The 22,963-nt window shown below is 70.8% G+C and carries 18 protein-coding genes and 1 pseudogene; 11 read left to right on the top strand and 8 right to left on the bottom strand.

Going from position 1 to position 22,963, the window contains the following annotated elements:
- Positions 1-167 precede the first annotated feature (167 nt).
- On the top strand, positions 168-989 hold the full coding sequence (locus tag ACFVHI_RS01570; RefSeq protein ID WP_380334620.1) for a S1 RNA-binding domain-containing protein: 822 nt from the start codon (positions 168-170) through the stop codon (positions 987-989).
- Here ACFVHI_RS01570 and ACFVHI_RS01575 read toward each other — a convergent pair.
- The 4 genes from ACFVHI_RS01575 to ACFVHI_RS01590 are packed head-to-tail and all read right to left on the bottom strand — an operon-like array spanning position 986 to position 7,100.
- A complete protein-coding gene (locus tag ACFVHI_RS01575; protein WP_380334623.1) occupies positions 986-2,797 on the bottom strand; it encodes a TniQ family protein in 1,812 nt (603 codons plus the stop codon). The genes ACFVHI_RS01570 and ACFVHI_RS01575 overlap by 4 nt on opposite strands.
- Entirely contained in the window at positions 2,790-4,070 is a 1,281-nt protein-coding gene (locus ACFVHI_RS01580) for an AAA family ATPase (protein ID WP_380334626.1), read from the bottom strand. Before ACFVHI_RS01580 ends, ACFVHI_RS01575 begins: the two co-directional genes overlap by 8 nt.
- Complete coding sequence (locus tag ACFVHI_RS01585; protein WP_380334628.1) at positions 4,051-6,309, bottom strand: transposase; 2,259 nt, start codon at positions 6,307-6,309, stop codon at positions 4,051-4,053. Before ACFVHI_RS01585 ends, ACFVHI_RS01580 begins: the two co-directional genes overlap by 20 nt.
- Positions 6,306-7,100, bottom strand: coding sequence for a TnsA-like heteromeric transposase endonuclease subunit (locus tag ACFVHI_RS01590; RefSeq protein ID WP_380334913.1), 795 nt, complete (start codon positions 7,098-7,100; stop codon positions 6,306-6,308). Before ACFVHI_RS01590 ends, ACFVHI_RS01585 begins: the two co-directional genes overlap by 4 nt.
- Positions 7,101-7,470: 370 nt before the next feature.
- Between ACFVHI_RS01590 and ACFVHI_RS01595 the strand changes: the two genes are divergently transcribed.
- The 4 genes and pseudogenes from ACFVHI_RS01595 to ACFVHI_RS01610 all read left to right on the top strand — a co-directional run bounded on the left by ACFVHI_RS01595 (position 7,471) and on the right by ACFVHI_RS01610 (position 11,114).
- A complete protein-coding gene (locus tag ACFVHI_RS01595; RefSeq protein ID WP_380334631.1) occupies positions 7,471-7,800 on the top strand; it encodes a S1 RNA-binding domain-containing protein in 330 nt (109 codons plus the stop codon).
- A gap of 697 nt (positions 7,801-8,497) precedes the next feature.
- The gene (locus ACFVHI_RS01600) at positions 8,498-10,021 is read left to right on the top strand and encodes an IPT/TIG domain-containing protein (protein WP_063352058.1); all 1,524 of its coding nucleotides are present in this window, start codon (positions 8,498-8,500) and stop codon (positions 10,019-10,021) included.
- 164 nt (positions 10,022-10,185) lie between these two features.
- A pseudogene (locus ACFVHI_RS01605) lies at positions 10,186-10,401 on the top strand (hypothetical protein); the annotation flags it as partial.
- 32 nt (positions 10,402-10,433) lie between these two features.
- Positions 10,434-11,114 carry a zinc-ribbon domain-containing protein gene (locus tag ACFVHI_RS01610; protein WP_380334634.1) on the top strand — a complete coding sequence of 227 codons (681 nt, stop codon included), beginning with the start codon at positions 10,434-10,436 and terminating at the stop codon, positions 11,112-11,114.
- A gap of 39 nt (positions 11,115-11,153) precedes the next feature.
- Here ACFVHI_RS01610 and ACFVHI_RS01615 read toward each other — a convergent pair whose 3' ends face one another.
- The 4 genes from ACFVHI_RS01615 to ACFVHI_RS01630 all read right to left on the bottom strand — a co-directional run bounded on the left by ACFVHI_RS01615 (position 11,154) and on the right by ACFVHI_RS01630 (position 17,629).
- Positions 11,154-11,819: a maleylpyruvate isomerase family mycothiol-dependent enzyme gene (locus ACFVHI_RS01615; RefSeq protein WP_063352060.1), complete on the bottom strand. Its 666-nt coding sequence runs from the start codon at positions 11,817-11,819 to the stop codon at positions 11,154-11,156.
- Positions 11,820-12,048: 229 nt separating this feature from the next.
- Positions 12,049-12,318, bottom strand: coding sequence for an SDR family oxidoreductase (locus ACFVHI_RS01620; RefSeq protein WP_380334638.1), 270 nt, complete (start codon positions 12,316-12,318; stop codon positions 12,049-12,051).
- A 75-nt stretch (positions 12,319-12,393) separates the two neighbouring features.
- Complete coding sequence (locus ACFVHI_RS01625; RefSeq protein ID WP_079136478.1) at positions 12,394-12,591, bottom strand: hypothetical protein; 198 nt, start codon at positions 12,589-12,591, stop codon at positions 12,394-12,396.
- A gap of 4,483 nt (positions 12,592-17,074) precedes the next feature.
- Positions 17,075-17,629 (bottom strand): hypothetical protein, encoded by a 555-nt coding sequence (locus ACFVHI_RS01630; RefSeq protein ID WP_380334641.1) that lies wholly within the window; start codon positions 17,627-17,629, stop codon positions 17,075-17,077.
- Positions 17,630-18,005: 376 nt separating this feature from the next.
- On the opposite strand from ACFVHI_RS01630, the gene ACFVHI_RS01635 reads away from it, so the two are divergent.
- The 6 genes from ACFVHI_RS01635 (at position 18,006) to ACFVHI_RS01660 (ending at position 22,927) form a co-directional block, all read left to right on the top strand.
- Complete coding sequence (locus tag ACFVHI_RS01635; protein WP_063352062.1) at positions 18,006-18,344, top strand: hypothetical protein; 339 nt, start codon at positions 18,006-18,008, stop codon at positions 18,342-18,344.
- A 124-nt stretch (positions 18,345-18,468) separates the two neighbouring features.
- The gene (locus ACFVHI_RS01640) at positions 18,469-18,732 is read left to right on the top strand and encodes an MMPL family transporter (RefSeq protein WP_380334916.1); all 264 of its coding nucleotides are present in this window, start codon (positions 18,469-18,471) and stop codon (positions 18,730-18,732) included.
- A gap of 263 nt (positions 18,733-18,995) precedes the next feature.
- A complete protein-coding gene (locus tag ACFVHI_RS01645; RefSeq protein WP_380334644.1) occupies positions 18,996-19,739 on the top strand; it encodes a serine protease in 744 nt (247 codons plus the stop codon).
- A gap of 455 nt (positions 19,740-20,194) precedes the next feature.
- Positions 20,195-21,355: a hypothetical protein gene (locus ACFVHI_RS01650; RefSeq protein WP_063352063.1), complete on the top strand. Its 1,161-nt coding sequence runs from the start codon at positions 20,195-20,197 to the stop codon at positions 21,353-21,355.
- 184 nt (positions 21,356-21,539) lie between these two features.
- Entirely contained in the window at positions 21,540-21,776 is a 237-nt protein-coding gene (locus ACFVHI_RS01655) for a hypothetical protein (protein ID WP_063352064.1), read from the top strand.
- Between the two features lie 314 nt (positions 21,777-22,090).
- A complete protein-coding gene (locus ACFVHI_RS01660; RefSeq protein ID WP_063352065.1) occupies positions 22,091-22,927 on the top strand; it encodes a helix-turn-helix domain-containing protein in 837 nt (278 codons plus the stop codon).
- The last annotated feature ends 36 nt before the right edge of the window (positions 22,928-22,963 follow it).

Here is a 22,963-nt window from a genome sequence, read left to right on the forward strand (position 1 = left end):
GTCACCGTTGCCGGGCTCGTGTGACTGGAACCGGTACCTGGCGGTTGGAACCGACAGGTGGCGGCGCCCTGGTCTCGCCACGCTGAGTCGCCTGTGACTCAGCAGGCTAGTTGTCGTGTCAGCACGGAATCTGTCGTCTGCGGTTGGCCCCGACTAGGCTCACCTCCATGTCCGAGCCAACCCCTGACCCTCGCCTGCAGTCCTTGATCAACCAGCTCCGGCCGGGGGTTGTGAGAACGGTGAAGGTCATCGGATTCGACGGAGCGGACATCGTGGTGCAACTCGTGGATGCCGAAGGAGAAGCGACCGAGATCGGTCGGATTCCTCTGCACGAAGCGTCGATGCGTCGGATCGAGCATCCATCCGCGCTGTTTGAGGTCGGCCAGGAGATCGATGCCGAAGAAATCGGGCGTTGGCGCGAAGGGCAGCTTCACCTTTCCGCCAGGGCGTGCGAGATCCCGGCCCTGCGGTCCTTCCTCCTCGCGCTCGAACGCGGGCAGGTCGTCACCGGGACGGTCTCCGAGGTTCACAACTTCGGGGTCTTCGTTCACGTCGACGGCGAACCCGAGGGCCTGTGCACCGGCTTCATTCGGGTGCCGGACCTGACGTGGGGCTGGATCAACCACCCCTCCGAGGCAGTCGAAGCCGGCCAGCGGATCACCGCTGAGGTGATCATCGCCGAGACGCGCTCCAGTCAGGTCACGCTCTCCTTGAAGGCTCTGCAGGAAGATCCACTCATTCGGTTCGCGGATCAGGCCGGCCGAATCCTCACCGGGCCGATCACCAAGATCGTTCCCTTTGGCGTGTTCGTGCAGCTTGCCCCTGACGTTGTCGGGTTCCTGCATCTCTCTGAGCTGACTGACGAGCCGACCGAGACTCCGGATCAGCTTGTCGATGAGGGCCAGCTGATCACGGTGAAGGTCGCCGAGGTCGACCTCCAGCGGCACCGGGTGCGACTGGGCGCCGTCGGCGGAGCGGACAGAACCTAGCGGATGGGCGTGCTGGTGCCCGATTCGATCTTCGCGATAAGGGCATCGCCATGCTGACAGAGGAGCCTGCGTAGGGCCGTGTAGTGGTTCAGAGCGTCGGGACGGGAGAGCTGGAACCAGGTGTTCGCCCGGCGCTCCCGCCAGACTTGGCGAACCTCCGGGGGCTGTTCGGCTTCGACGTGCCGTGGCGCGAAGAGCGGCTCGCCGCCGGTGACATAGGCCCAGACGAACGCGGACGCTTCCTGGCGTACTCGGTCGTCCAGGTTGGGGCGAACGGGCCCTGGGACGGGCGGAAGCCTGGTGATGATCTCGTTCCAGATCTCCGATGACAGGGACCAGATTCGCAGCAGCTCGCGCCGGCGCTGGTAGTTGGTGGGGTCTGTCGCGCGGTCGAGTTCCTCGGCCAGGTCGTGCAGAGCGGCATTGAAGGCATCCTGCCCATCTCTGAGCCACCGCAGGAGCGTGCCCGTGGCCACGAACTGGCCTCCGGCAGGGTTGATGCCGAGGAAGTCTGCGGCGTCACCCCGCGCCCTGCCAGAAGCCTGTTGGACAAGGAGGACGGCCGCGAGACGGCGTACGGACTTCGCTTCCGCGTCGATCTGGAGCGGTGCGAGATGCTCCTGATACCAGCGTTCCTCCAAGAACGCGGGAATGTGTTCAGGGCGGTAACCGCCCTGTCGTTCTGGGATTCTGGCTCCACGAGGGCCGGTGCGCCGGTATGTGCGGGTCAGGGGTGCCATCGCTTGTCGCAACCTATCCGAGCACGAGGACTGATGCCGTTCGAAGACGTGGACCCATGGGGCTCTGCTCGCGCTGCCTGGGCGGGCGGCTCGGGCGTGGTCGACGAGTTCGTGGAGATCAGGCTCATCGAGCAAGCGGACGGCCGCCGTCAGCAATCCGGCCGCCGCAACGGGGTCGCTTGGGGGTCTGTCGCGAACCGGGCGGGTGCCTCCGCCAAGGGCCTTGATGTGCTTGCCCACCGAATCCTGGGAATCAGGCTCGATGTGGTCCCGACCGAGAGGCCAGGACGCGCAGAGAGCGGCGGTGACCACCCGAAGATCGGTGAAACCTGACGCGGCGTCTGCTGCTGCGGCCTGGTGGGGTTCGAGGAAGTCGAGGAGTCGCTGCTGCGTCCTGAGCATGTTCATACTCGGTCGGGCAGAACGGGTGCTCCTGAGCTGGTCCAGTCGGGTCCCGCAGGAGGGTCCTTTCCGGCCCTGACCGGCGCGTTGGACTGGATGTCGGCACTGCGCCGGGTGCAGGTTCGCGTCCGCAGGCTGGCCGACGAGGAGCGTGACCGCTCGATTGATCCAGTGGCTTCGAGGGCAGTCGTCCTGCAGAAATACCTGGTGGACCGGGCATGCAAAGGCGACGGGCAGATGCCACGCCTTCTTCCACGGACCCCCGTGCTGCTGCTGGATGGCGGTGCCGTCTCCTGCAAGGCATCTCGGGCAGTAGCGAGGATGGTCGTTGAACAACCAGTCGTCGCGCGACACCTGCGCTCCGGAACCGGGTCGCAGGCGCGCAATTGGCAGGTAGCGGTCTGACCAGGGAACAAGCGTCAGAGCAGTTGCTTCCTCCTCGCTCAGCCGGGTGGTGTGCGCGAAGGCGCGGGTGTCGAGGTCCAGCAGGAGCCTGCGGCCAAGTTGGGTTGTCGAGGGCCTGGTGCAGCCGGTCAGCCGGGCCAGGCGAATCGGTGAGAGCCGGAGACGGTGAGCGAGCCGCAGCAGGTAGCCGCCGAGGGACTCGCCGGGCAGAGGATCAAGGCTCCGGGCCAGCGGTCGGTCGTGGCTGTGGAGTTCAGCCATCGGCGGCCGGCCTGTCGCCCTGGTCGTCGAAGACCGTGTTGCGCGGCCTCCTTCCCGGCTTCTTCCGCGACTGCTGTGGCGGCTTGACGTTCAGCGGGATCTCGGGGACCTCGCCCGCCTCGGGGTCGAGATCGGCGAGATTGCCCAGGCGGATCGAGGTGCGGGCCAGAAGCTCGGGTGTCAGCCGCTCCTCGCCACTGGTGATCGCTTCCGTGCAACCGTCCTCGACCAGCCGTCGAAGCAGTCCGACGATGCCGTGAGTGCGGCGGAACAGGTACTCGGGCATGCCGCCCGTGGTCAGCATGCCCTCGAAGGAGTGGAACAGCCGCAACTGTTCCTCGATCCCCGCGAGGTGTTCGAGGAAGGCGGTGATCCCGGTGGGGGTGGAGTAGTCGAACGGGTCGAGATCGACCATGTCGAAGCGCCGCTCGGTCTGTGTCGAGGCCCCGTCATTGTGGCTCTTGCCTCGCTTGACGTCCGGGAAGACCCACTGCTTGGTGTGCGGGTCGATGTAGGCGCCCCGCAGCAGGCCGGAGTGGGGGATGTCGACACCGATCAGCACGAGCGTGACGTTCAGGTCCATCAGCTCGCGGATCAGGTCCAGGGTGTCCTGGTCGTCGCCGCGGTGGAGCCGAAGACGCGTCACATCGTCGATCAGCAGAGCCGTGGTGTTGTGGTCCCGGACCGCGTCGCGGACCGAGCGAATCAGGTCGTCCAGGGTGTTCGGGTGCGGGTCGCCGTAGACGTCCAGGATGGTCTTGCACAACGCCTTCGGTGTCGCCTTCACCGGCAGCCGGCAGTAGGCGACCGGGACGAACACATCGCGTGTGCCAGCAATCGGAGCCTGGTCGGGCAGGAGTTGGTGGTGGACGTCCCGCCACAGGTCTTCGAAGGCGGCGGCCGCGGAGCACGCTGTCTCGGTCTTGCCCTGGAACCCGCCGCCGTTGATCATCAGACCGTCCCGGGTGCCGGGCATGAACTTCACGGCGTTGTTCTGCAGACGCCCGCGCATCAGGTTGGAGACCCCGCGGCTCATCGGCGTCTCCTGGAGCCGCATGTTCACGTGCGTCGCGGTCCGGTGCAGGTCGTGCAGGGCCCGTCGGCGCGCGCTCATGTCGCTGTACTCCTTCAGCGAGAGCCGCGGTGCCGGGATGAACGTGTCGCGGATCTCGCGCCACTGCTGCCAGCCCTCCCACCTGGTGCGGTCGGGTGGCGGTCCAACGCGCAGGAACGGGACGATCGGGCTGTCGCTCTCAGCCGACCGGTTGTCCACCGTGCTCCTCTTCGTCGTCCTCGGGCAGGAGGAACACGTTGCGCTCGCGGAAGCTCGACCCCAGCCGGGGCGGTGGCTTCGGGGTGACCGGGACGGCGGCTTCTCTCCGGCGGCGCCGCTCGGCGTCGAGACTGCTTCGGGTCTGCCCAGCCCGCTGCGGCCACTGCAGCACGTTCCCCGCGGTCTGCTGGGGCTGACGGGATGGGTGGGCGATCTCGGCGGAGGCCGCCGGCCGGTCGGTCGAGGCCGCCCGGGCCTGCGTGGCCTCGCGGGCGTGTTCGACGCGCTGGGACTTGGTCATCTGGCTGGGCCAGTTGCTGACCGGATCACGGGCGCCGAGCAGATCCAGGAGGATCGGAAGGAGTTCGGCATCGGTCCGCGGTCGCAGGCCGGCTTCGCGGACTCGGGTGAGGAGTTCCTCAGCGCGCAGGTCACCGAAGGCGGGGACCTGCGATTCCGGCGGCAGCCCGGTCCAGCGCAGGGGGTGCCACTCGTGGGTAAGGGGATCTTGGAAGTAGACGACGCGCCGGTCTCGGGGCTCTCGGCGGATGATCCACATCTGTTTGCGCCGCCCGCCGCGTGAGGACGCCTCGTGCAGGTAGGGCTCCAGTGCATCGCCGTAGTAGTAGAGGCCCTTGATCTTCATGCCCCGGCGGCCGTGGATGCGCTTGACCTGGTGCTCCGGCAGGAACCTGTAGTAGAGCTCGGGTTGGGGGATCTCCATCGCGAAGCCGGTCTGCGCGAACGACGCCGCGAACAGCGAGTTGGGGCTGTGGTCCCCGCCGGGATCCCAGGCCGGCGCGTAGTCGCCCAGCCGGCGGTTCTGCCAGACCTTGACGACCCAGGTCGCGATCACGTGTTCCATCGCGTCGATGGTCAAGGTGCCGTCCCGCTCCGGTTCCGCACCGCGGTCGGCGGTGTCGATGCCGGTGTAGCCAGGAAGGTGCTCGAACAGCAGCGACCGGATGCTGCCGAAGACCCGTTCGACCGCCTGCTTGTCCTGGGGCCGCAGCACCCGTGCCGGAAGCACCCGGCAGCCGATCACCTCCTGGACCTCGACCAGGTGGTGGTTGCGGTAGACGCTGCCGTGGTCGGTGGTCACCGTCTCCGGCGCGAAGAACGGCAGGGCCGCGACCCGGTGGCCGACGAACTCCGCCACGACCGCAGCCGGCAGTCCCGGGTAGGGCCACTCCATCTCGCCGTCCCAGTCGGCCCGCATGGGCAGCGGGAGCATCACGTCCCGCAGCACCATCGCGACGTCGACCGATGTGTCCGACACCAGCGTGAGCCGGAAAGCGCAGATGGAGTGGGTGTAGACGTCCAGCGCCAGCGTCAGGTGGACGCGGACCGGGTCACCGAAGACCCCCTCACGGACCATCACCGGCAAGATCGTCGTGTCCAGCGCGACCACCTGGCCCGGCCTGGTGACCAGCACGTGCCCGTCCTTCTCGGGCAGCGACGCGGAGCGTTCGTAGCGCTGCCGACCACGGCCAGGACCGAACCACTCGTGCCAGACTCGCCTGAGCGTGTCGTAGCTGGGGACCTTGATCTCCTGGCCGGGGAACGTCTCGCGGGCGTAGCGGTGGATCATCGTCTCCCGGGTGCGGGCGTCCACCCTGGAACGGTGAAGCCGGGTCTCCTCCCGAACGGCCAGGATCGCTTCCCGGATCTCCTCTGAGATGCTGGGGTGGCCGCCGCTCTCGCGCAGCCATCGGTCGTCCGCGCAGCCGATCACCCCGAAGCGGCGCCGTTTACGCTCCCAACGCTCCAAGGTCCTGACGCCGACCCGGTCCAGCGCCAGCAGCTTCGCGGCGGCCGGGTCCATGGCCTCCAGCTCGGCCACTTTAGCCTGGCGTCGCTCGGACACGGTCGTGCGGTCAGGGTGGTACTCCGGGCGAGGCTCACCTGGCCGCGGGTGTAACGGGTCGCCGCTGCGGAAGCCGCAGAAGACCTCCATCAGGTGCTCGAACCGCAACTGCACCAGCGGGACCTTCTCCGACTTCAGGTCCTTCAACGTCATCTCCTGCCGTCCCCGGTTCGCGCCGGACGAGGAGGTGAGCGACGAGCTGCGGCACTGCGGATGGTTCAGCAGGAATCTGAAGCTGACGCACTGCCGGACACCGGCCCGGTTCATCAGGTGCACTCGGCCGAGATGGGGTTCCTGCCGCTCGACCAGCCACTCGCTCGCGTCGAGGACCAGTGCTGCCCCCGGAGCCAGATCCAAGGCGCCCGCGCTCATGACACCTCCGCCGGCATCAGCCTCGACGCGTCGGTCAAGGGCTCGGACAGATCCACGCCAAGTCGCCGTTGCCACAGCAGGTTCAGCAGCTGGGCCCGCGCGACCGGCCAGAACTGGCAGGCCATCGCGGCCTCGCGGAAGGTCACACCCTGCTCAGCTGCCGCGAGTAGCCCAGGGCGCAGATTCAAGGGGTCGCTCATCGGGCGCCGCCGCGCGTACATCGCGTCCAGGGATGCCTGGACGTGCGGCGACCAGCCGGCCACGACAACGTAGCGCCAGCCGCAGACCAGCGAGAGCTCGTGAGCGGCGGCAAAGGACTCCTCGTCCTCGGACTTGATCAGCTCTGCCGGACGTACGTCGACGACGAAGACCCCGTTGTCGGAGACCACAAGGTAATCCGGGGTATGCCGCCGCCACCGCCCGTTCGCCTCGAAGCGCATCCGGAACGGCTGCGAGAGGAGAATCTGCACGCGGCCGCAGAAGTCGAGCGCCCGTAGCAGCCAGTCCTCCTCCAGGCTCTCGAAGCCGTGCAGCCGCCCCGTGCTGACCATGTACTCCAGCCCCGGCCGATGCCGCTGGTCACGCCGCCAGGCGAAGCCGCGCATCGGGACACTGCCCACCCAGGGCGCCTGCCCCAGTGAGGCCACCGCGCCGGTAACCTCGCCACTTCGGTGACGCCACGTCACTGTCCATCGACGCGTCCACCCCTCGCCGAGGGCCAGACCCTGGCGACCTGCCGTCCTACTGACAGGAACCAGCAGGTCCTCCCACCTGCACAGATGCGACCACAGCGGCCCCGTGTACGTAGAGCCGCGAGTCGTCGGCGGTGCCGGGAAAGTCCTGCGTGACGTATCCACCCCGCCATCGAAGTAGTCAGCTCGCGTCGGCGGGGCGACTTCTTCGGAGTTGGCGACAACTTGCTTGCCAAACGATCACCAGCCGACAGATACCTCGCCGAATCGGCGACAGTTGTCATGCTGACCCGCCCGGAGAGCCGCACGTCGAGTAGTGCGGTTAGCGACAAGTAGCGTGCTGAGTCACATCGCCTGAGCCAGCGACGCGTTGAGTGGGGTCTGCTCACGAGAGTTGAAACCGGTGCGGCCGGCGCCGACTAGGCTCACCTCCATGTCCGAGCCGGCCCCTGCCCCTCGTATGCAGTCCTTGATCAACCAGCTCCGGCCGGGGGCCATGAGAACGGTGAAGGTCACCGGGTTCGACGGAGCGGATGTCCTCGTGCAGCTCGTAGATGCCGAAGGGGAGAAAGCCGAGATCATTCCCTTTGGCGTGTTCGCGCAGCTTGATCCCGACGTTGTGGGATTCCCTCATCTCTCTGAGCTGACCGGCGAACCGGTCGAGACTCCGGATCTGCTTGTCGATGAAGGCGAGCTGATCACGGTGAACGTAGCCGAGGTCGACCTCCAGCGTCACCGGGTACGGCTACGCGCGGCCGGCGGAGCGGACACATCTCACGACTGGTCGCAAGAAGCGTGACCACCCGGTGCCAACAATCACGTCCCGCTGATCAGAAGACGCCAGCTCGCCTGGTCCTACTGGTTCCAACTACTGTGTCCTGGCTCATGACCGCGCCGGAGTTCAGTGGTTGCCGCCGAGAGGGAGTCCTGTGAAAGTCTGATTGTTTCATCCGTTGTTTCGAACTCGCCTTATGCTTACGAGGGTTGACGTCCATCGGGGATGCGGCCTGCTGTGGGCATGGGCGAGGGCAGGGCCTACCCGGGCGATCCTTTACCAGGCCCGTACCGGCTGCCAGTGGCGCCACCTGTCCCCAACTCAAGCTGAAATCCGACAAAGGTTCGCAGAACGCCCTCGCTGGGCGAGAAGTTCGCCATAGGCCACCTCCAGTTCCCGGTGAAGTTCGATCACAAATGAACTCGAACGGACGCTCTCGGGCCGGCTCGCAGCGGTGACGGTCAAGGCGAGGATCGGGCCGATGGTTTCTGTGAGAATGCCGCGCTTTCGGTACGAAGTGGCGTTTCACCCAACGGCGTTGCGGGGATGAAAGGGTTAATTCAACCGCCGGGCTGCCTATCCCTCCTCAGGGGGAGCGGCCCGTGGCTATGCCCAGTGTGCGGTCAGTCGTCGATGTGCCCCAGGGCGGGATCTGCGGTCCTGGACGATTTCTACACGACGGCTCGACGGGACGAGGGCAGCCCCCACCGAAGGGGTCCGCATGAGTACGGACGTTCAGATAGCAGCGCAGGAACTGCTGCCGATCCCCAGCCCTGTTGGCCACGCCCCCACCGGCCAGGTGGCGGCGGCAGGCCCCGAAGACCCTACGATCGCTGTCGGCACCAGTCCTGTCGGGCTGGCGTTCACCCCCAGCGGTGACCTCTACGTCACCAACAGCGGCTCGAACACTGTGACGCTGATCGACACCAGCACCGACACCGTCACCATCGCGAGCATCCCCGAAGGCGGCACCACCCCGAGCTGGCTGACGGTCGCCCCCAACGGCAACGCCTACATCCCCAACAACGGCTCGGCCAACGTGTCGGTGCTGAACACCGCCACCAACACGCTCGTGGGCGCCCCGATCCCGCTGTCCGGCGGTCCGGCCGCGGCGGTGGTCGTTCCCAGCGGCAACGTCTATGTCAGCCAGTTCTTCGCGAACAGCGTGTCCCTGATCAACACCACCACCAACACCGTTACGGGCGGGCCCATCGCCGTCGGCTCCAACCCGGTCGGAATGGCCGTCGCACCCAACGGCAACGCCTATGTCGCCAACCGAGGGTCGAACAACGTCACGGTGATCGACACCAGCACCAACACCGTGGTGGGCGCCGCCATCCCCGTCGGCACCCAGCCGAACTTCATCGCGATCGCCCCCAACGGCAACGCCTACGTCGCCAACATCGCATCCAGCAACGTGACGGTCATCGACACCACCACCAACACCGTCCTGGTCCCCAGCATCCCCGTCGGCTCCAGCCCTTGGGGAATCGCGGCCGCCACCAACGGCATCGTCTACACGGCCAACCTCGGGGCCAACAACGTGACGGTGATCGACACCAGCACCAACACCGTGGTGGGCGCCGCCATCCCCGTCGGCACCGAGCCGATCGACGTGGCGGTCGCCCCCAACAGCAAGGTCTATGTCGCCAACTTCGGGTCGAACAGCGTTAGCGTCTTTCAGGGCGCGCCCACGCTGAGCGGCATCAGTCCCAACCACGGATCCACCACCGGCGGCACCGTGGTGACCATCACCGGTACCAACCTGACCGGCGCCAGCGTCACCATCGGCGGCAACCCCGCCACCAACGTCATCGTCAATGCCGCGGGCACGCAGATCACCGCCACCACCCCGCCCGGGGCGGCCGGACCGGCCACCGTCACCGTCGCCACCCCCAGTGGCACCGCCAGTCTGGTCAACGGCTTCACCTACTTGGCCGACGCCACCTCGCTGACCGCGACCCCGGCGCTGGCCAAGCTGTTCCCGCCGCAAGTGTTCTACCCGTTCCTCAACGCCACCCTGGTCGACCTCGTCACCGGACTGCCGGTGCCCGGCCAGACCATCACCTTCAGCACCGGCAACCGGACCCTGGGCACCGCCATCACCAACGCCGAAGGCACCGCCCAGCTTTCCGAGGCGATCACCTTCCCGCTGATCCTCGCCAACGACGGCTACACCGCCGCCTTCGCCGGCACCGCCGGCCTGCTGCCCTCCACCGCCAACGCAGGCGTCATCATCCCGTAGCCGGCGAGGAGGCAGAAGACGAAGGCGGAGCAGGGCTCTTGGCGTAGTAGCCCGGGGAACGGAGACCTGAGAGCTCGTCACACAGTCCTGCGCTGTGATCACTGCTGGGGCGCGTTTCGAAAGTGCTGGTCGCAGCCATTCGTTGATGGCTGCGACCAGCACTGTTGCAACGACCCCTCCGTTGTCCGCAGGGGCACCACCCGCGAATATCCCCGTACACCTACCTGCACTCGGGCTGCCCCTCCTGCCGGAGCCAGGAGAGCCGCACCGCCCGGCTGGAAACCCTGGAAGCCGTCGCCGTCGAACCCGCCCCGTTCAGGATCGGTCCGGAGATCGCTTCCCAGTGGCACCCGACCCGCAACGGCCGCATCAGCCTGGCCAAGCTCTCCCCCGGGTCACGCAGAACGGTGTGGTGGCAGGGCAGGACCCCTGCTGCGGCCACGAGTGGCAGGACACGCCGGAGCAGCGGGACAAGGGGCAGCGCCTGCGCTGCCCCGAATGCCGCACGATCCTCGACTCGCTCGCGTTCCACTTCCCGGAACTCGCCGCCGAGTGGTCGTCCGTGAACCCGCTCTCGGCCTGGCACGTGCGCCCCAGCGGTCAGACGGCCTTCGTCCCGACATGGGTCTGCACCGCCGACCCCGCGCACGTGTGGCAGACACCCCTGGCCTCCCGCGCGGCCGGCAGCGGGTGCCCCGAGTGCAGGGAACACGGCAAGTCCCGGATCGAGCTCGACCACCACGCGGCCGCCGAACGCGCGTTCGGCAGAGCATCGTCCGGTCAGGCCGTACGCCATGCCGTGTTCGTCCGGCGCAGCGTCTGGCACGTCGACATCACGGTCGAACTCTCCGGCGGCCGGAAGCTCGCCGTGGAGTACGACGGGTCCTACTGGCACGCGGACAAGGCCGATGTCGACGAGGAGAAGTCCCGTGACCTGCCGGCTGCGGGGTACCTCGTCGCGCGGCTGCGCGAGCATCCGTTGCCCGCGCTGCCGATCGACGATCCCGGGTACGCCGAGTTCACCGTCCACTCGACCGTCTCCGACCCGGACGGTGTGATCGAGCGGGTGAAACGCTGGACGTCCGAACACTGATTGATCACGGAACACGCCGTGACGGCAAAAGGTGCGGCCTCAGGCTGTCGCCTGGCGCTCGCGCAGGACGACGGCCCCTTCGCCGTCGAGTTGGTCGCAGTAGGGCGCGCGGCCGGCCATCGCCATGACCAGGGCCAGGGTGGTGCCGGACACCCGTGGGCCGTCACCGGCGACGAAGGGGCCGTCGGTGGCCGCCAGCCGCAGGCCTGCGGCACGCTTCTTGGAGAGGACGGGCAGGTCGGAGCCCTGGTAGTAGGCGGCCAGGGCGGTCAGGACGTCAACCGGGTAGTCGCGCTCGATACCGAGCGGTCGGCGGATGTCCTCCGCATGCACGACGGTCTCTCCGAGCATCGCCACTCTCGGCAGGGGCGGTTTGGTCGTGCTGGTGATCACCTGGCGGAACCGCGCGAGCGTCTCGGCCGGAGCGGCGCCCATGTGCTCGGCCAGCCGCAGGGCGACCTGCCGGTCGAAGTCGAAGCGACAGCGGACCACACCCGCCATCCACCGCACCGGGCCGAGGCTCGCCCCGGCGGTCATGTGCGCGAGCACCTCGCGGACGGTGAACCGGTCGCAGAGGGACCGGGTGGCCCACTGCCCCTCGTCCAGTCCCGCCAGGTCGGCGGCCAGGGCTGCCCGTTCGGCGTGGACCTGCTCCCAGGTGTCCGTCGCGGGTCGAGGACTGTCGTTCGGTGTCGACGGTGGCATGCGGGCACTGCTCCTGTGCGGTAGTCGGACGGGCGCCGAACCGGGCACCGGCGAAGCGAAGCTTCGCACGCGTGAAGCCGCTGCGCATCCTCCGCAGCCGTGCGCGGGCCCGTTGCCGCCGCGCTCACGCGCCACCCGTACCGGACCCCCGAACTGCCGCGCCCGCAAACCCGTGAACGTCTCCACCCTGTGACTCACGGCACCGCACAGTGCCGCTGCAAGCCGCCCGTCAGCGCATGTGTGTCCCACCGTTGATGTCGAACGTGGCGCCGGTGACGTAGCCGGCGTCCTCGCTCGCCAAGTAGGCCACGAGGGCGGCGACCTCCGTCGGCCGGCCCAGGCGGCCGCCGGGCAGGTCCCGGGGCCCGGGGCGGAGGGCCGTCGAGTCGGAGCCTTTGGTGGTCAGCCGATCTTCGCCGGTTCCCGGCTCGCGCCTGGTGTCACGGCCGCAACCCGCTGACGCCGCCGGCGCCGGGCTCCTCGGCCGACGGCCCAGCAAGGTTTCCGACTCGGCATCAAGGTTGTCTGAGCCGGACCTTGGCAGGCGCCGCCGAGTCGGTCGTGCGTGGGTGGGTTACCAGGTGAGGAGGATGTAGCCGGGGCCGCCCTCGTTGCCGGTGCCGGCCGGATTCCGGCCGCTGGCGCCGGCCTGGCCGGGTGTGTCCTCGGAGCTGGGATAGACGCCGCCGCCGTCGCCGCCCACGCCGCCCGCACCCCCGTCCGCGCCGCTCAGGCCGTTACCGCCCCGGCCGGTGCCGGCGGGCAGGGGCACGGTCGCCTGCCCGGGTGCGCCACCGGTTCCGCCGCCGCCGCCGGAGCTCCCCTGCGATGCGCGACCCCCGTCACCCTCACGGCCCTGGAGACCTGTTCCGCCGGCGCGGGCATCGTCGGTGGATCCGGCGCTCCCGCCGGCTGTTCCGGGGGCGCCGGGGGAGCCGACGGCATCGGTCCCCCTGCACGTGTTCCTCGGTGGGAACAGGACGCTGCCGGGCTTACCCGTGACGGCGGGGCCGCCCGCGGCTCCCGCGCCGCCCGCCCCACCCCGTGCCCCGGTTCCGCCCAGACCGCCGACTCCGCCCCGGGTCCCGCCGGCGCGTTCGCCGGGCTTCCCGCCGCCACCCCCGCCTCCGGGACCGCCCGCCCCGCCGAACGTTCCGGACAGTGCATCCGCACGGACGTGGCGTCCCCCGACCGAGGTCGCGCCGCTGTTGGTGGAGCCCTGCGAGCCGTTTGTGCCGGTGCCCCCGCCTCCACCGGCCGTGCCCGGGGTGAACGTGGCATCGGCCCGCCCGCCGGAACCGCCGCTCCCGCCGGTGCCCACGCCCGTGGGATCCGCTCCGGCAACGACCGCGACGAGCAGCCGCTCGCCCGGGTCGACGGGCACCACACACGACACGAACGCCCCACCTCCGCCGCCACCGCCACCGCCGCCCCCTGCGCCGCCGGCGCCGCCGCCGCCCCCACCCCCGTCGGCGGGCCCGATGAAGTAGCTCCCGCCGCCGCCACCACCTCCGCCGCCACCACCACCGGCGCCCACCCCGCCGGGGCCGCCGGCGCCGACCAGGTAGATGGTCATCGACGTCACCCCGGCAGGAACGGTGAAGTAGTAGGCTCCGGGCTCGGTGTACTCCTGTCGCCCGGCCGCGGCCGGCGCCGCCGCGGAAGCTGTCGCCGCAGACGCCGCCGCGGACGGGGACACCACCGCCCCCAGCAGCATGGCGCCGAGGCCGACGGACACCCGTAGACGCGATCGGCGACGCGACCCCACCGGACCTCGTACCGGCGACCGGTGCGTGATCGGGGACTCCGGCGCGCTGTGCAGGGGAGCACGGGAAGCCGTGGGTAGAAGCGGTGCAGGCATGTCGAGGGACCCTTTCGGAGAGCGGATTGTCGGAGGCACGGTGCGAACCGGGGTGAACTCGTGGTGCCGGGTGCGCCATCGGGCGCTTTCGGGAGGATCGCGTCAGGGACGGCTGCGCGCACGGTCCAGGCCGACCCGCGCCTCGTGACGGGACCCTCGGCTACCTACCAGGTGATCAGGACGTAGCCGGGTCCGCCGTTGCCGCCGCTGGCGGCTGGGGACAGGCCTGCCGTGCCGTCGGTGCCGGCCTGGCTTCCGGGGCTGGGGTTCGGCCCTCCGCCATGGCCGCCATTGCCGCCCGCGCCGCCCGCGCCGCCGGGAGCCCCGGTGCCGCCCTGGCCGACGCCCGGAGGCAGAGTGATCGGCAGGGAAGCGGGAGGCTGCGCCGCCGCGCCGCCCGACCCACCGGAGCCCCCGTCACCGCCCTGACTTGCCGCGCCGCCACTGCCTACCGAACCTGCGATCCCGGTGCCGCCCGCCCGCGCCGCATAGCTGGATGTCCCGGCCTGACCGGAACTGCCCCCGTTGCCTCCCACCAGGACGGCCCCGGTCCCGGTACAGCGGTTGGCCCTGCCGCCGGCTGCCCCGCCGCCGCTGCTGCCGCCCGCCGAGAGGCTGCCGCCAAGCCCTCCGACGCCGCCCCTGCTGCCGGCGGCCCGCTCACCGCGGAGGCCCTCGCCCCCGCCCCCGCCTCCGGAGCCGGCTCCGCCCACCTCGCCGCCGAACGCCTCCGCGAGTCCCCTGCTCACCACGGCGTAGACCACCGACTGCCCGCCCTTGATGTTCCCGGTGTAGGCGGTGCTTCCTGCCCCACCCCGGGTACCGTCCTGCCCGGGCGAGAACAGGGAGTCCGCCCTACCGCCCGACCCCGCGCCGCCACCCCTTGCCCCGCTGACGATGCTCCCCGGCCGTCCGACGGTGCCATAGATCTCCTCTCCCGGTTTCACGGCGAGCGTGCACGACACGAAGGACCCGCCGCCACCGCCACCACCACCCCCACCGCCACCCCCACCGGCACCACCACCACCGCCACCACCAGCGGCAGGCCCCAACGTGTAGCTCCCGCCACCGCCGCCGCCACCACCTCCACCGCCCCCACCGGCCACACCGCCGGGGCCACCGCCCGCCATCACATAGACGGTCAGCGACGTCACCCCCGCCGGGACATAGAAGGCGAAGTCTCCCGGTCGGGTGTACTCCTTCTGCCCGGAGGGCTGCGCTACGCGCGGGAGCGTCCCTCCGGCGGCGACCGCCGAGGCCGGAAACACACCGGCCATCATCACCAGGCCACCCACCAACGCCGGTGCGCCCACCGCCGCCCGCCGCAAACGAGAGGGCTCTCCACTCTGTCCGGCCATGACGTCGTCCTGCCTTTCGGGTCCGTTGACGCGGAAACGCGCAAAAGGGGACGACCCACGCCGCCACGGCCCTGGCACCGGCCCCGCTTTGAGCATCGACCGCCGCCCACCACACCGCCACCGTTGACGGGGCATCCGCAGTACCCTGGGCCGGCCACCTCGCCATCGCGATCGCGGCCGACCGCCGGGCAGCCGCTGTCACTGCCACTGCCACTGCCACTGCCACTGCCACTGCCCGAATGGTTCCCTGTGGACGAACCACACCTTGTGGCGACAGGCACCGCAGACCGCGCCGCTGTCTCCAGGCTGACCTGACCTCAGCCGACCCCGGGCAGACCCCGCCCGGCCCGCGGTCCGCACCCGAAGCGGGACCACGTTCGGGGGTGACAGCTGTTACCAGGTGAGCAGGACGTAGCCGGGTCCGCCGTTGTGGCCACTGGTGGCCGGGGCCCCTCCGGCGGTGCCGCTCTGACCGGCCTGGCTTCCGGGACTGGGATCGGGGCCGCCTCCGTGTCCTCCAACGCCTCCGGCTCCGCCGCTCGCGCCGTCAAGGCCGGAACCGCCCTGGCCGACACCGGCTGGAAGGGTGATGGGCAGGGCCACGGAGGACTGGCCGGGCGCACCGCCCTGGCCGCCGGTACCGCCGCTCCCGCCGCCCGTGGACGAGCCGCCGCTCCCCACGCGACCGGCGCTGCCGGTGCCACCGGCGCGCGCGGTCGAACTGGACTGGCCGCCCCGGCCGTAAGCGCCGCCGCCGCCATTGGCCAGGACGGGGCTGGAACCCGTGCAGGAATTGACCCTGCCGCCCGCTGCTCCGGCGCCGCCACTGCCGCCCGGGACTCCGGCACCGCCCAGCCCGCCGACGCCACCGGCGGAGCCGCCTGCCCGCTCGCCCCGGACACCGCCGCCGCCACCCCCGCCGCTGCCACCCGTTTCGCCCGGCAGGCCGCCGAGCGCCGCGGCGCGTCCCTTGCTGGTCAGGGCGGAGACGAAGGACGGTCCGCCCGAGAGATTGCCGAGGAACGTACTGGTGCCCGCCGTGCCCGCGGTGCCGCTCGTGCCGGGAGAGAAGAGGGAGTCGGCCCTTCCTCCGGATCCTCCGGCACCGCCCGCGCCCTCGCGCAGCAGCGTCCCAGGGCTCCCGACGAGGACCACGAGCTGCTCTCCGGCCTGGACAGCGAGCGTGCAGGACGCGAACGAACCCCCGCCGCCACCGCCGCCACCGGCACCTCCACCTCCACCGGCTCCCCCACCCCCACCGCCACCGCCGGCAGGACCCAGGACGTAGCTCCCCCCACCGCCCCCACCACCACCGGCTCCCCCACCGCCGCCGACGCCGCCGGCACCGCCCCCGGCGACCACGTACGCGGTCACAGCGGTCACCCCCGCCGGCACCCGGAAGCGGTACCGCCCGGGCGTGGTGTACTCCTGCTGCCCCTGCCCCGACGCTCGGACCGCAACTGCGGAAGCCCCGCCGACCGGGGCCGCCACAGCGGGAGGCACACCGCCACCCAACAGGCACCCCAACCCGAGGGGAACACCCGCGACAACCCACCGCAGCCTCGCGGCACCCTCTGCCGACCCTGCCATGACACCCTCCATCTCTCTCCGGGACGAAGCGAACGGCACCCGAAGGCACACATCCGTCGATGGATCACCTGATCCACCACCACACGACTCGCCATCGCTGTGCCCGACACGGTGAGCACGTGTGCCCCGGGCAGACGCACCACCACCGTCACCCGAACCAAAGGGAGGCGCCGGTTCCGGCGCCGCGCGGCGCCGGAACCGCCAGGATTGGGACGGCCGCGATGGGCACGGTCACAGCCGATTTCCGGATCGAGACCGAACACGACGGCTACGCCTGCGCCCTGGAGGCAGTCGTCGAAGCGCGGCTCGCCGGCATCGAACCATCGCACCCCCGCCCCCGCGTCCCCGCGTCCCGCATCCTGACGCTCCGATGGATTCGTCACCCACGAGCCGCGCCGGAGGCGCAACGGCTTCTCGATCTCAGGTCTGGACTGGGCTGGGCTTTGTCACAGTGAGGTCAGGGTGAGAGTGACGAGGCCGCTGGCCCCCGAGATGGTGCCGTCCCCGAACGGGCACAGTTCGGGGTTGGTGCCGGTGATGTCGGTGGCTTCCAGGATCTTCTCGGCGGTGTCGCCCGTGTAGCGGCCGGCGGTGACGGTGCCGGTGAAGGTGGCGGCGCCGCCGGTGTCCTCCACGGAGGTCCAGTGCACGGCGCTGGTGCTCTGGTCGCTCCAGGTGATGGTCTCGTCGAACGGGGCGAGAGCGTGGAGCAGGTTGACGCAGGTCTCGCCCGGCTCAGCGCTCGTGGTCGCGCTCGTCCCGGGAAGACCCGCCTCGCACGTCGCGTAGGAGTTCTGGTTGGCGATGCTGACGTCCTGCGGCCGGCTGGTCAGCACGGGGGTGTACTCGCTGGTGAACGTGCCCTCGCACCGCACGTCCAGCAGCCCTTGAGCGTGAGCCGGTGCGCCGGCCGGGGCCAGCAGGAGCCCACAGGCCAGCGCCATGGACCCGGCCAGGCCGACGAGACGGGAGAGCGCGAATCGGGACGGAACGGCGTTCATCGAACCTCCGGACGAGGGAACCTCAATCTGCTTTGTGCACTTACGATGACACGGAACGTCGGCGCGGAGGGAGCGCACAACGACGGCGCGCCGTAGCGCGGACAGCGACGCGGCCCCGCACGCGCCCTGCGGGCACCCCGCACCCCGGACTGCCACGACCGCCGCCTACCACGGCCCCCGGGCCGCCTCCGCACCACCGGGATCGCCGCATCGATCCCCCAACCGCCCAACGGAGCAACCGCCGTGGCGGAGGGCCCCGGTACAGTGGCGCGCGATGAGCGCAGCGGTGATCCTGTGAGCGACGACCCGCTGTCATCTCGGCCGGGCCCTCGTCATCATCATCGTCCTCACGGACCTACAGGCCAGGAGGCCAACGTTGTTCTCCTTCTCCGTCCACCGCCGAGTACGGCGGGCCGCCGCCGTCACCGTGGCCGCCGCTGCGGCAGGCGCCGCCATGCTCTCCCTCGCCGCCGCTCCCGCCTACGCCGCCACGCCCTCCTACGCCTGCGACGACGTGACCACTGTCGGCCCCCTGGGCGAGGGGGTGCTCAACTGCGTCCCGTCCGGCGGCGCTCCCAGTTCCGGGACGATCAGCACCACCTTCACCATCGTCCGCCGCTCCGACCAGGTCACCCTCACCTGCGTCCCGGTCGCCGGCGTCGCCGGGGAGGCCGTCTCCAGCGACCTGGTCACCGGCCTCTCCTGTACCGAGTAGCAGGGCCAGCCGCGGCGGCCAGGCGGCCCTCGCATCGGCGAAGTCGAGCGCCGTCCAGCCCAACGCCGGCTGATTGCCGCACGCCACCCGGTTCGAAGACCTCCTGGCCGAGCTACCACGGCCCGTGCTGCGGCCCCGACCTGGGCCCCGGTCCAGTCCGACCTCGACCACGCCGTGGACGAGGACCTCACGCGCCGAACTCTGGCTCTTCCCGGCTTTGTTCATCCTGCTGCTGCTCTTCATCCGCAGCCTGACGGCCGCCCTGCTGCCCCTTGCCGTCGCCGGAGCCAGCCTGGCACTCTCCTTCGCCGTCCTGGGGTGGGCGGGCATCCCGGGCCGGGGTGGTAGGGGTTCAGTCGAGATGCCTTACAAGAGGGGCGTGGGGTGATCTCGGACTTCTGACCGGCCTTCGCGGCCGCCTCGATCCGATGTCGTTCACCACTGCCCAGGGTGACAGGGTGGCACATGGGTCGTACAGGTGAGGCGGTGGCGGTCAGACCTTGAGGGGGGAACACCTGAGTGCGGTGGCAGCTTGCCGCCCCAACAGAGTTGAAGAGGTATCAGATGCGTGACACAGGCAACGCCGCCCCCTGCGGTGGACGGAACAGCAGAGCGGGAAGAACAGTGGGGAGGACGGTGGTGACACGGGCCGTGGCAGTGCTCGCGGCGGCCGCGGGCCTTATGGCCGGACAGGTCGGCCCCGCGGCCGCCGTCATCGGCGGCACACCCGCCGCGTTCGGGCAGATCCCCTACGAAGTCGTGCTGCAGAACCCCGAGGGCGGCCTGCTCTGCGGCGCCACCATCATCGACCGGACCCACGTCGTGACCACCGCGCACTGCCTCGACCCGCTCGTCCCGACCGGGTACTCGATTCGTTACGGCTCCCTTGACGCCGCCTCCGGCGGCGCCGTCGTCCCCGTGGACCGGGTGGTCACTCCCCCTGACTACGACCCGCTGGTCCCGTTCGAGAACGACATCGCCCTGCTGGAACTCGCCTCTCCCGTCCAGTACGGCACCGATGCCCAGCCCGTCACCCTGCCCGCCCAGGGCAGTGACGCCGAGCCCGGCTCGCAGGGCACCGTCTCCGGCTGGGGCACTCTCACCGAGGGCGGCTCGCTCCCCGCAGCTCTGCACGTCGCGAGCGTCCAGACCGTCGACCGTCTCACCTGCGACACGACCTATGGCGGCGCAGTCACCACCAACATGATCTGCGCCGGAACACCGGCCGGAGGGAACGACGCCTGCCAAGGCGACAGCGGCGACCCCCTGACCTCCAACGGCACCCTGGTCGGCATCGTCTCCTGGGGCCTCGGATGCGGGCGGCCCGGCTACCCCGGCATCTACACCCGCGTCGGAAACTACGTCGACTGGATCCGGGCCGGCAGCGGTAGCTGACCCGCCTCCGGCAGCCGCAGGGCCGGCCTGCCCGCACCGGCCAGCTCCTGGTCCTCGGCGCTGCCGGGCGCCGCGATCGGGCCCCACTGCTCGGGGTCGAGCTTGGCGCAGCCGGCCCGCCGCGCCCTGACTCATCGTCTGATCCGTGCCGCCCATGTCGACCTGGCGATCGCCGACCTGGGCTTCACCGATGTCGCCGGGGCTGCTCGGCTCGGTTCTGAGGAAGTCCTCGGCGGTGGCCGGGGCGCCTGAGCTGCGGGGTGGTTCGCGTGCTGCGTCGTCCTGGGCCGTTCGGAGGTGGCGCGCTGGCGCCGCACCCGAAGATCGCACACGATCTTGCCATGAGATCCAACGCTCCGCGTGGACCCGTCTGCGGTGCCACTCGTTCACCGCTTCCCGTCGTCCCGGCCGCTCTGCCGGTGTCCGCGCCGCGCTGTCGGCGTGCGCTGCTCGGTGTGCCCGTGGCGCTGTGCTGCCTGCTCGGCGCCGGCGCCCCCGCTCACCCCGCCCCCAGCGCAGGCGGGCCCCTCGCGCTGACCGACCAGCCCCACGGCCGGCAGGAATTCACCCGGACGGGCCTCAACAGCTTCAGGGTGCCCGCAGGTGTCACCTCGCTGGACCTGTACCTGCTCGGCGCGGGCGGCGGCGGCGCGCCCGGCGGGGGAGGTGGCGGCGGCGGAGGCGGCGGCGGGGGCGGGAACTGGACCTTCCTCGGCGACGCCACCGGCGGGGGCGGCGGAGGCGGGGCCGGCGGCGGAGGAGGAGGCGGGGGCAGCGGCGGAGGAGGCGGAGCGTCCCTGGTGTGCACCGCCGTTCCGGTCACCCCGGGCGAGCAGTTCCTGATCCGCGTCGGCGCGGGCGGCGCCCCGCGGGACCAGGGCGTGGGCGGCACCGGCGGCGGAGGCGGTGCAGCCGGTGCCACCCTCAAGCCGGCCAGGCCCGGCGCCGCCGGCAGCGCGGGCACCGCCGCCACGAGGCCATCCGTCGGTGAGTACACCGCCCTCATCAGTCTTTCCGGGGCGAAGATCAAGGCGAACGCCAACGGCGGTGACGCCGGGGTGGTCGGCGGCGCGGGCCGGGGCGGAAGCGGAGGCACCGGCGGAGAAGCCTCCACCGGATCGCTCGGCGGAGCGGGCGGCGCGGGTGGGAGCGGCGCCGCGGGCGGGACCGGCGGGGTCTCGGTCGCGGGCGGCCGTCCGCAGTCGACCGGCTGCGGACGCGGAGCCCCGTTCGTCGAAACCGCCGGCCACTCCAGCGGATCCGGCCTGGGCGGTACGGCCAGCGCCGATGCCGGCAACGGCGGCCGCGGCGCCAACGCGGTCCCCATCGGCGGCCCGGGCGGCGGCGGAGCAGGATCGCTCGGCGGCACGGGCGGCAGCGGCGGCACGGGCGGGACCCCCGCGACGATCACCCTGCCCACCGGCGTCACCCCGCCCGCCGACACCGGACAGGGCGGCGCCGGCACCAACGGCACCGGCGGTGGCAGCGGTGGCAGAGGCGGCGACGGCGGCCAGAACCCACCCGGCCCCGACGACCAGCCCGGCAACGGCGGCGCCAACGCCCAGAACGCCTCCGCAGACCCCGGAGGCAACGGCTACATCCTGATCACCTGGTAGCCACCCCGGCCACGCCCGGCCACACGAAGCGCCGGCAGCGCGGCCGGCTCCCGGATCGCGGTGGCTGAACCAGCGGACGGCTGCCGTGCCGGGCTCAGGGTGTGGACGGCGCGGACCGGGATGGCGTCCCGAACAAGTAGGGACGGGGACGCCGGGCGGCTCTCCCGGCTGGTGTGACCAGGCGGTGCGCGACGAAGCCGAAGCGTGGGACGTGACCGCGTTGTCCTTCGCGTCGCTCTGGCCCTCCTACATGCCGTTGGTGCCGATGTTGGAGGTGCCCAGGGTGTTACCGTTCGCGCCCAGCCAGGTGATCACGGCGGTGCCGGCCCCCGTCACGGTCCCGTTGCAGTCGCCCGTTCCGGCGCCGTTCGCGGTGAACGTGCCGGACGCGATGTTCGGCTGTGAACCGTCGTCCGAGTGACAGTTGAACAGCGAGGTCCTGCTTCAGGACGTAGGTGCAAGCGTGTATGTGGGGCAGGGTCGATGCGGACCACCTCGATCCACTCCGCGCCCTGCGGTAGAACCAGGACCGCGCCCCGGACACCGACTGACGGCGCACCTCGTTGAAGGGTGAGGGTTCGGGCCTTCGGGCTTCCCGGTCAGGCACAGGTGTCCACCGGCGCGGGTGGGCTCTCCAGCGGCCCCTGAGGCGTTTCCACTGTCCTTCCAGACAGCCCGCCGCGCTGTGGGGCTCCCCCGCTCCCGGCGGGCCGGATTCAGAGGAGTTTCGCTCGTATGACAACCGACGAGAGCAGTTTGGCCGCGTTTCTGCGTTCACGCCGGGAGCGGCTCAAGCCGGAGCAGGTGGGCCTGGCCTCTCATGGCCGGCGGCGCACGCCGGGGCTGCGCCGCGGGGAGCTGGCCACGCTCGCCGGATTGAGCGTCGAGTACCTCGAACGCCTTGAGCAGGGCCGGGACACCAATCCGTCCGGTGCGGTGCTCGCGGCGCTCGCCGACGCGTTGCGCCTGTCCGTCGAGGAGAAGCAGCACCTGGCGATGCTGGCGATGCGGCAGCACAGCGCCCCGCTCCTTCCCGCTCCCCCGCCGGTGGGTGAGGATCCGCGCCCCGGCGTGCGCGACCTCTTGGACCGTCTGGACCCGAACCCGGCGTGCCTGCTCGGGCCGGTCTACGACGTCGTGGCCTGGAACCGGTCGTGGGAGGTGATGGCGACGCCGATGGGTGTGCTGGACAAGACCCCGCCCAATCTCATCCGCTACCACTTCCTGCACCCCATGGCGCGCCGGATCCTTGATGAGGCGGCCTGGGCGGCGACGGCGGACGGGGCGGTCGGCTGGCTGCGGGCCGCCGAGCCCGACTGGGGCTCCGACTGCGCGTTCAAGGACCTGGTCGACGACGTGCGTGCCGTTCCCGAGTTCGCGGCCCGTTGGGCGGCCCACACGGTCGCCGCCCGGCGGCCCATCAGCAATCGCGTCCGGCACCCCGAGGCCGGAGACCTCAACATGCGCGTGGAGGTCCTGTTCGTCGGCGAGGCCAACCACTGGCTGCAGTTGTGGCTGCCGGGCGACGAGGAGACCGCCGCGGCCTTCGCCTCCCTCCTCGGCGCCGGATGAACCGCAACGTCTCCCTGCCGGTACGGGTATCCCCAC

The organism is Kitasatospora sp. NPDC127121, from assembly GCF_042677305.1.
Taxonomy (GTDB): Bacteria; Actinomycetota; Actinomycetes; order Streptomycetales; family Streptomycetaceae; genus Kitasatospora.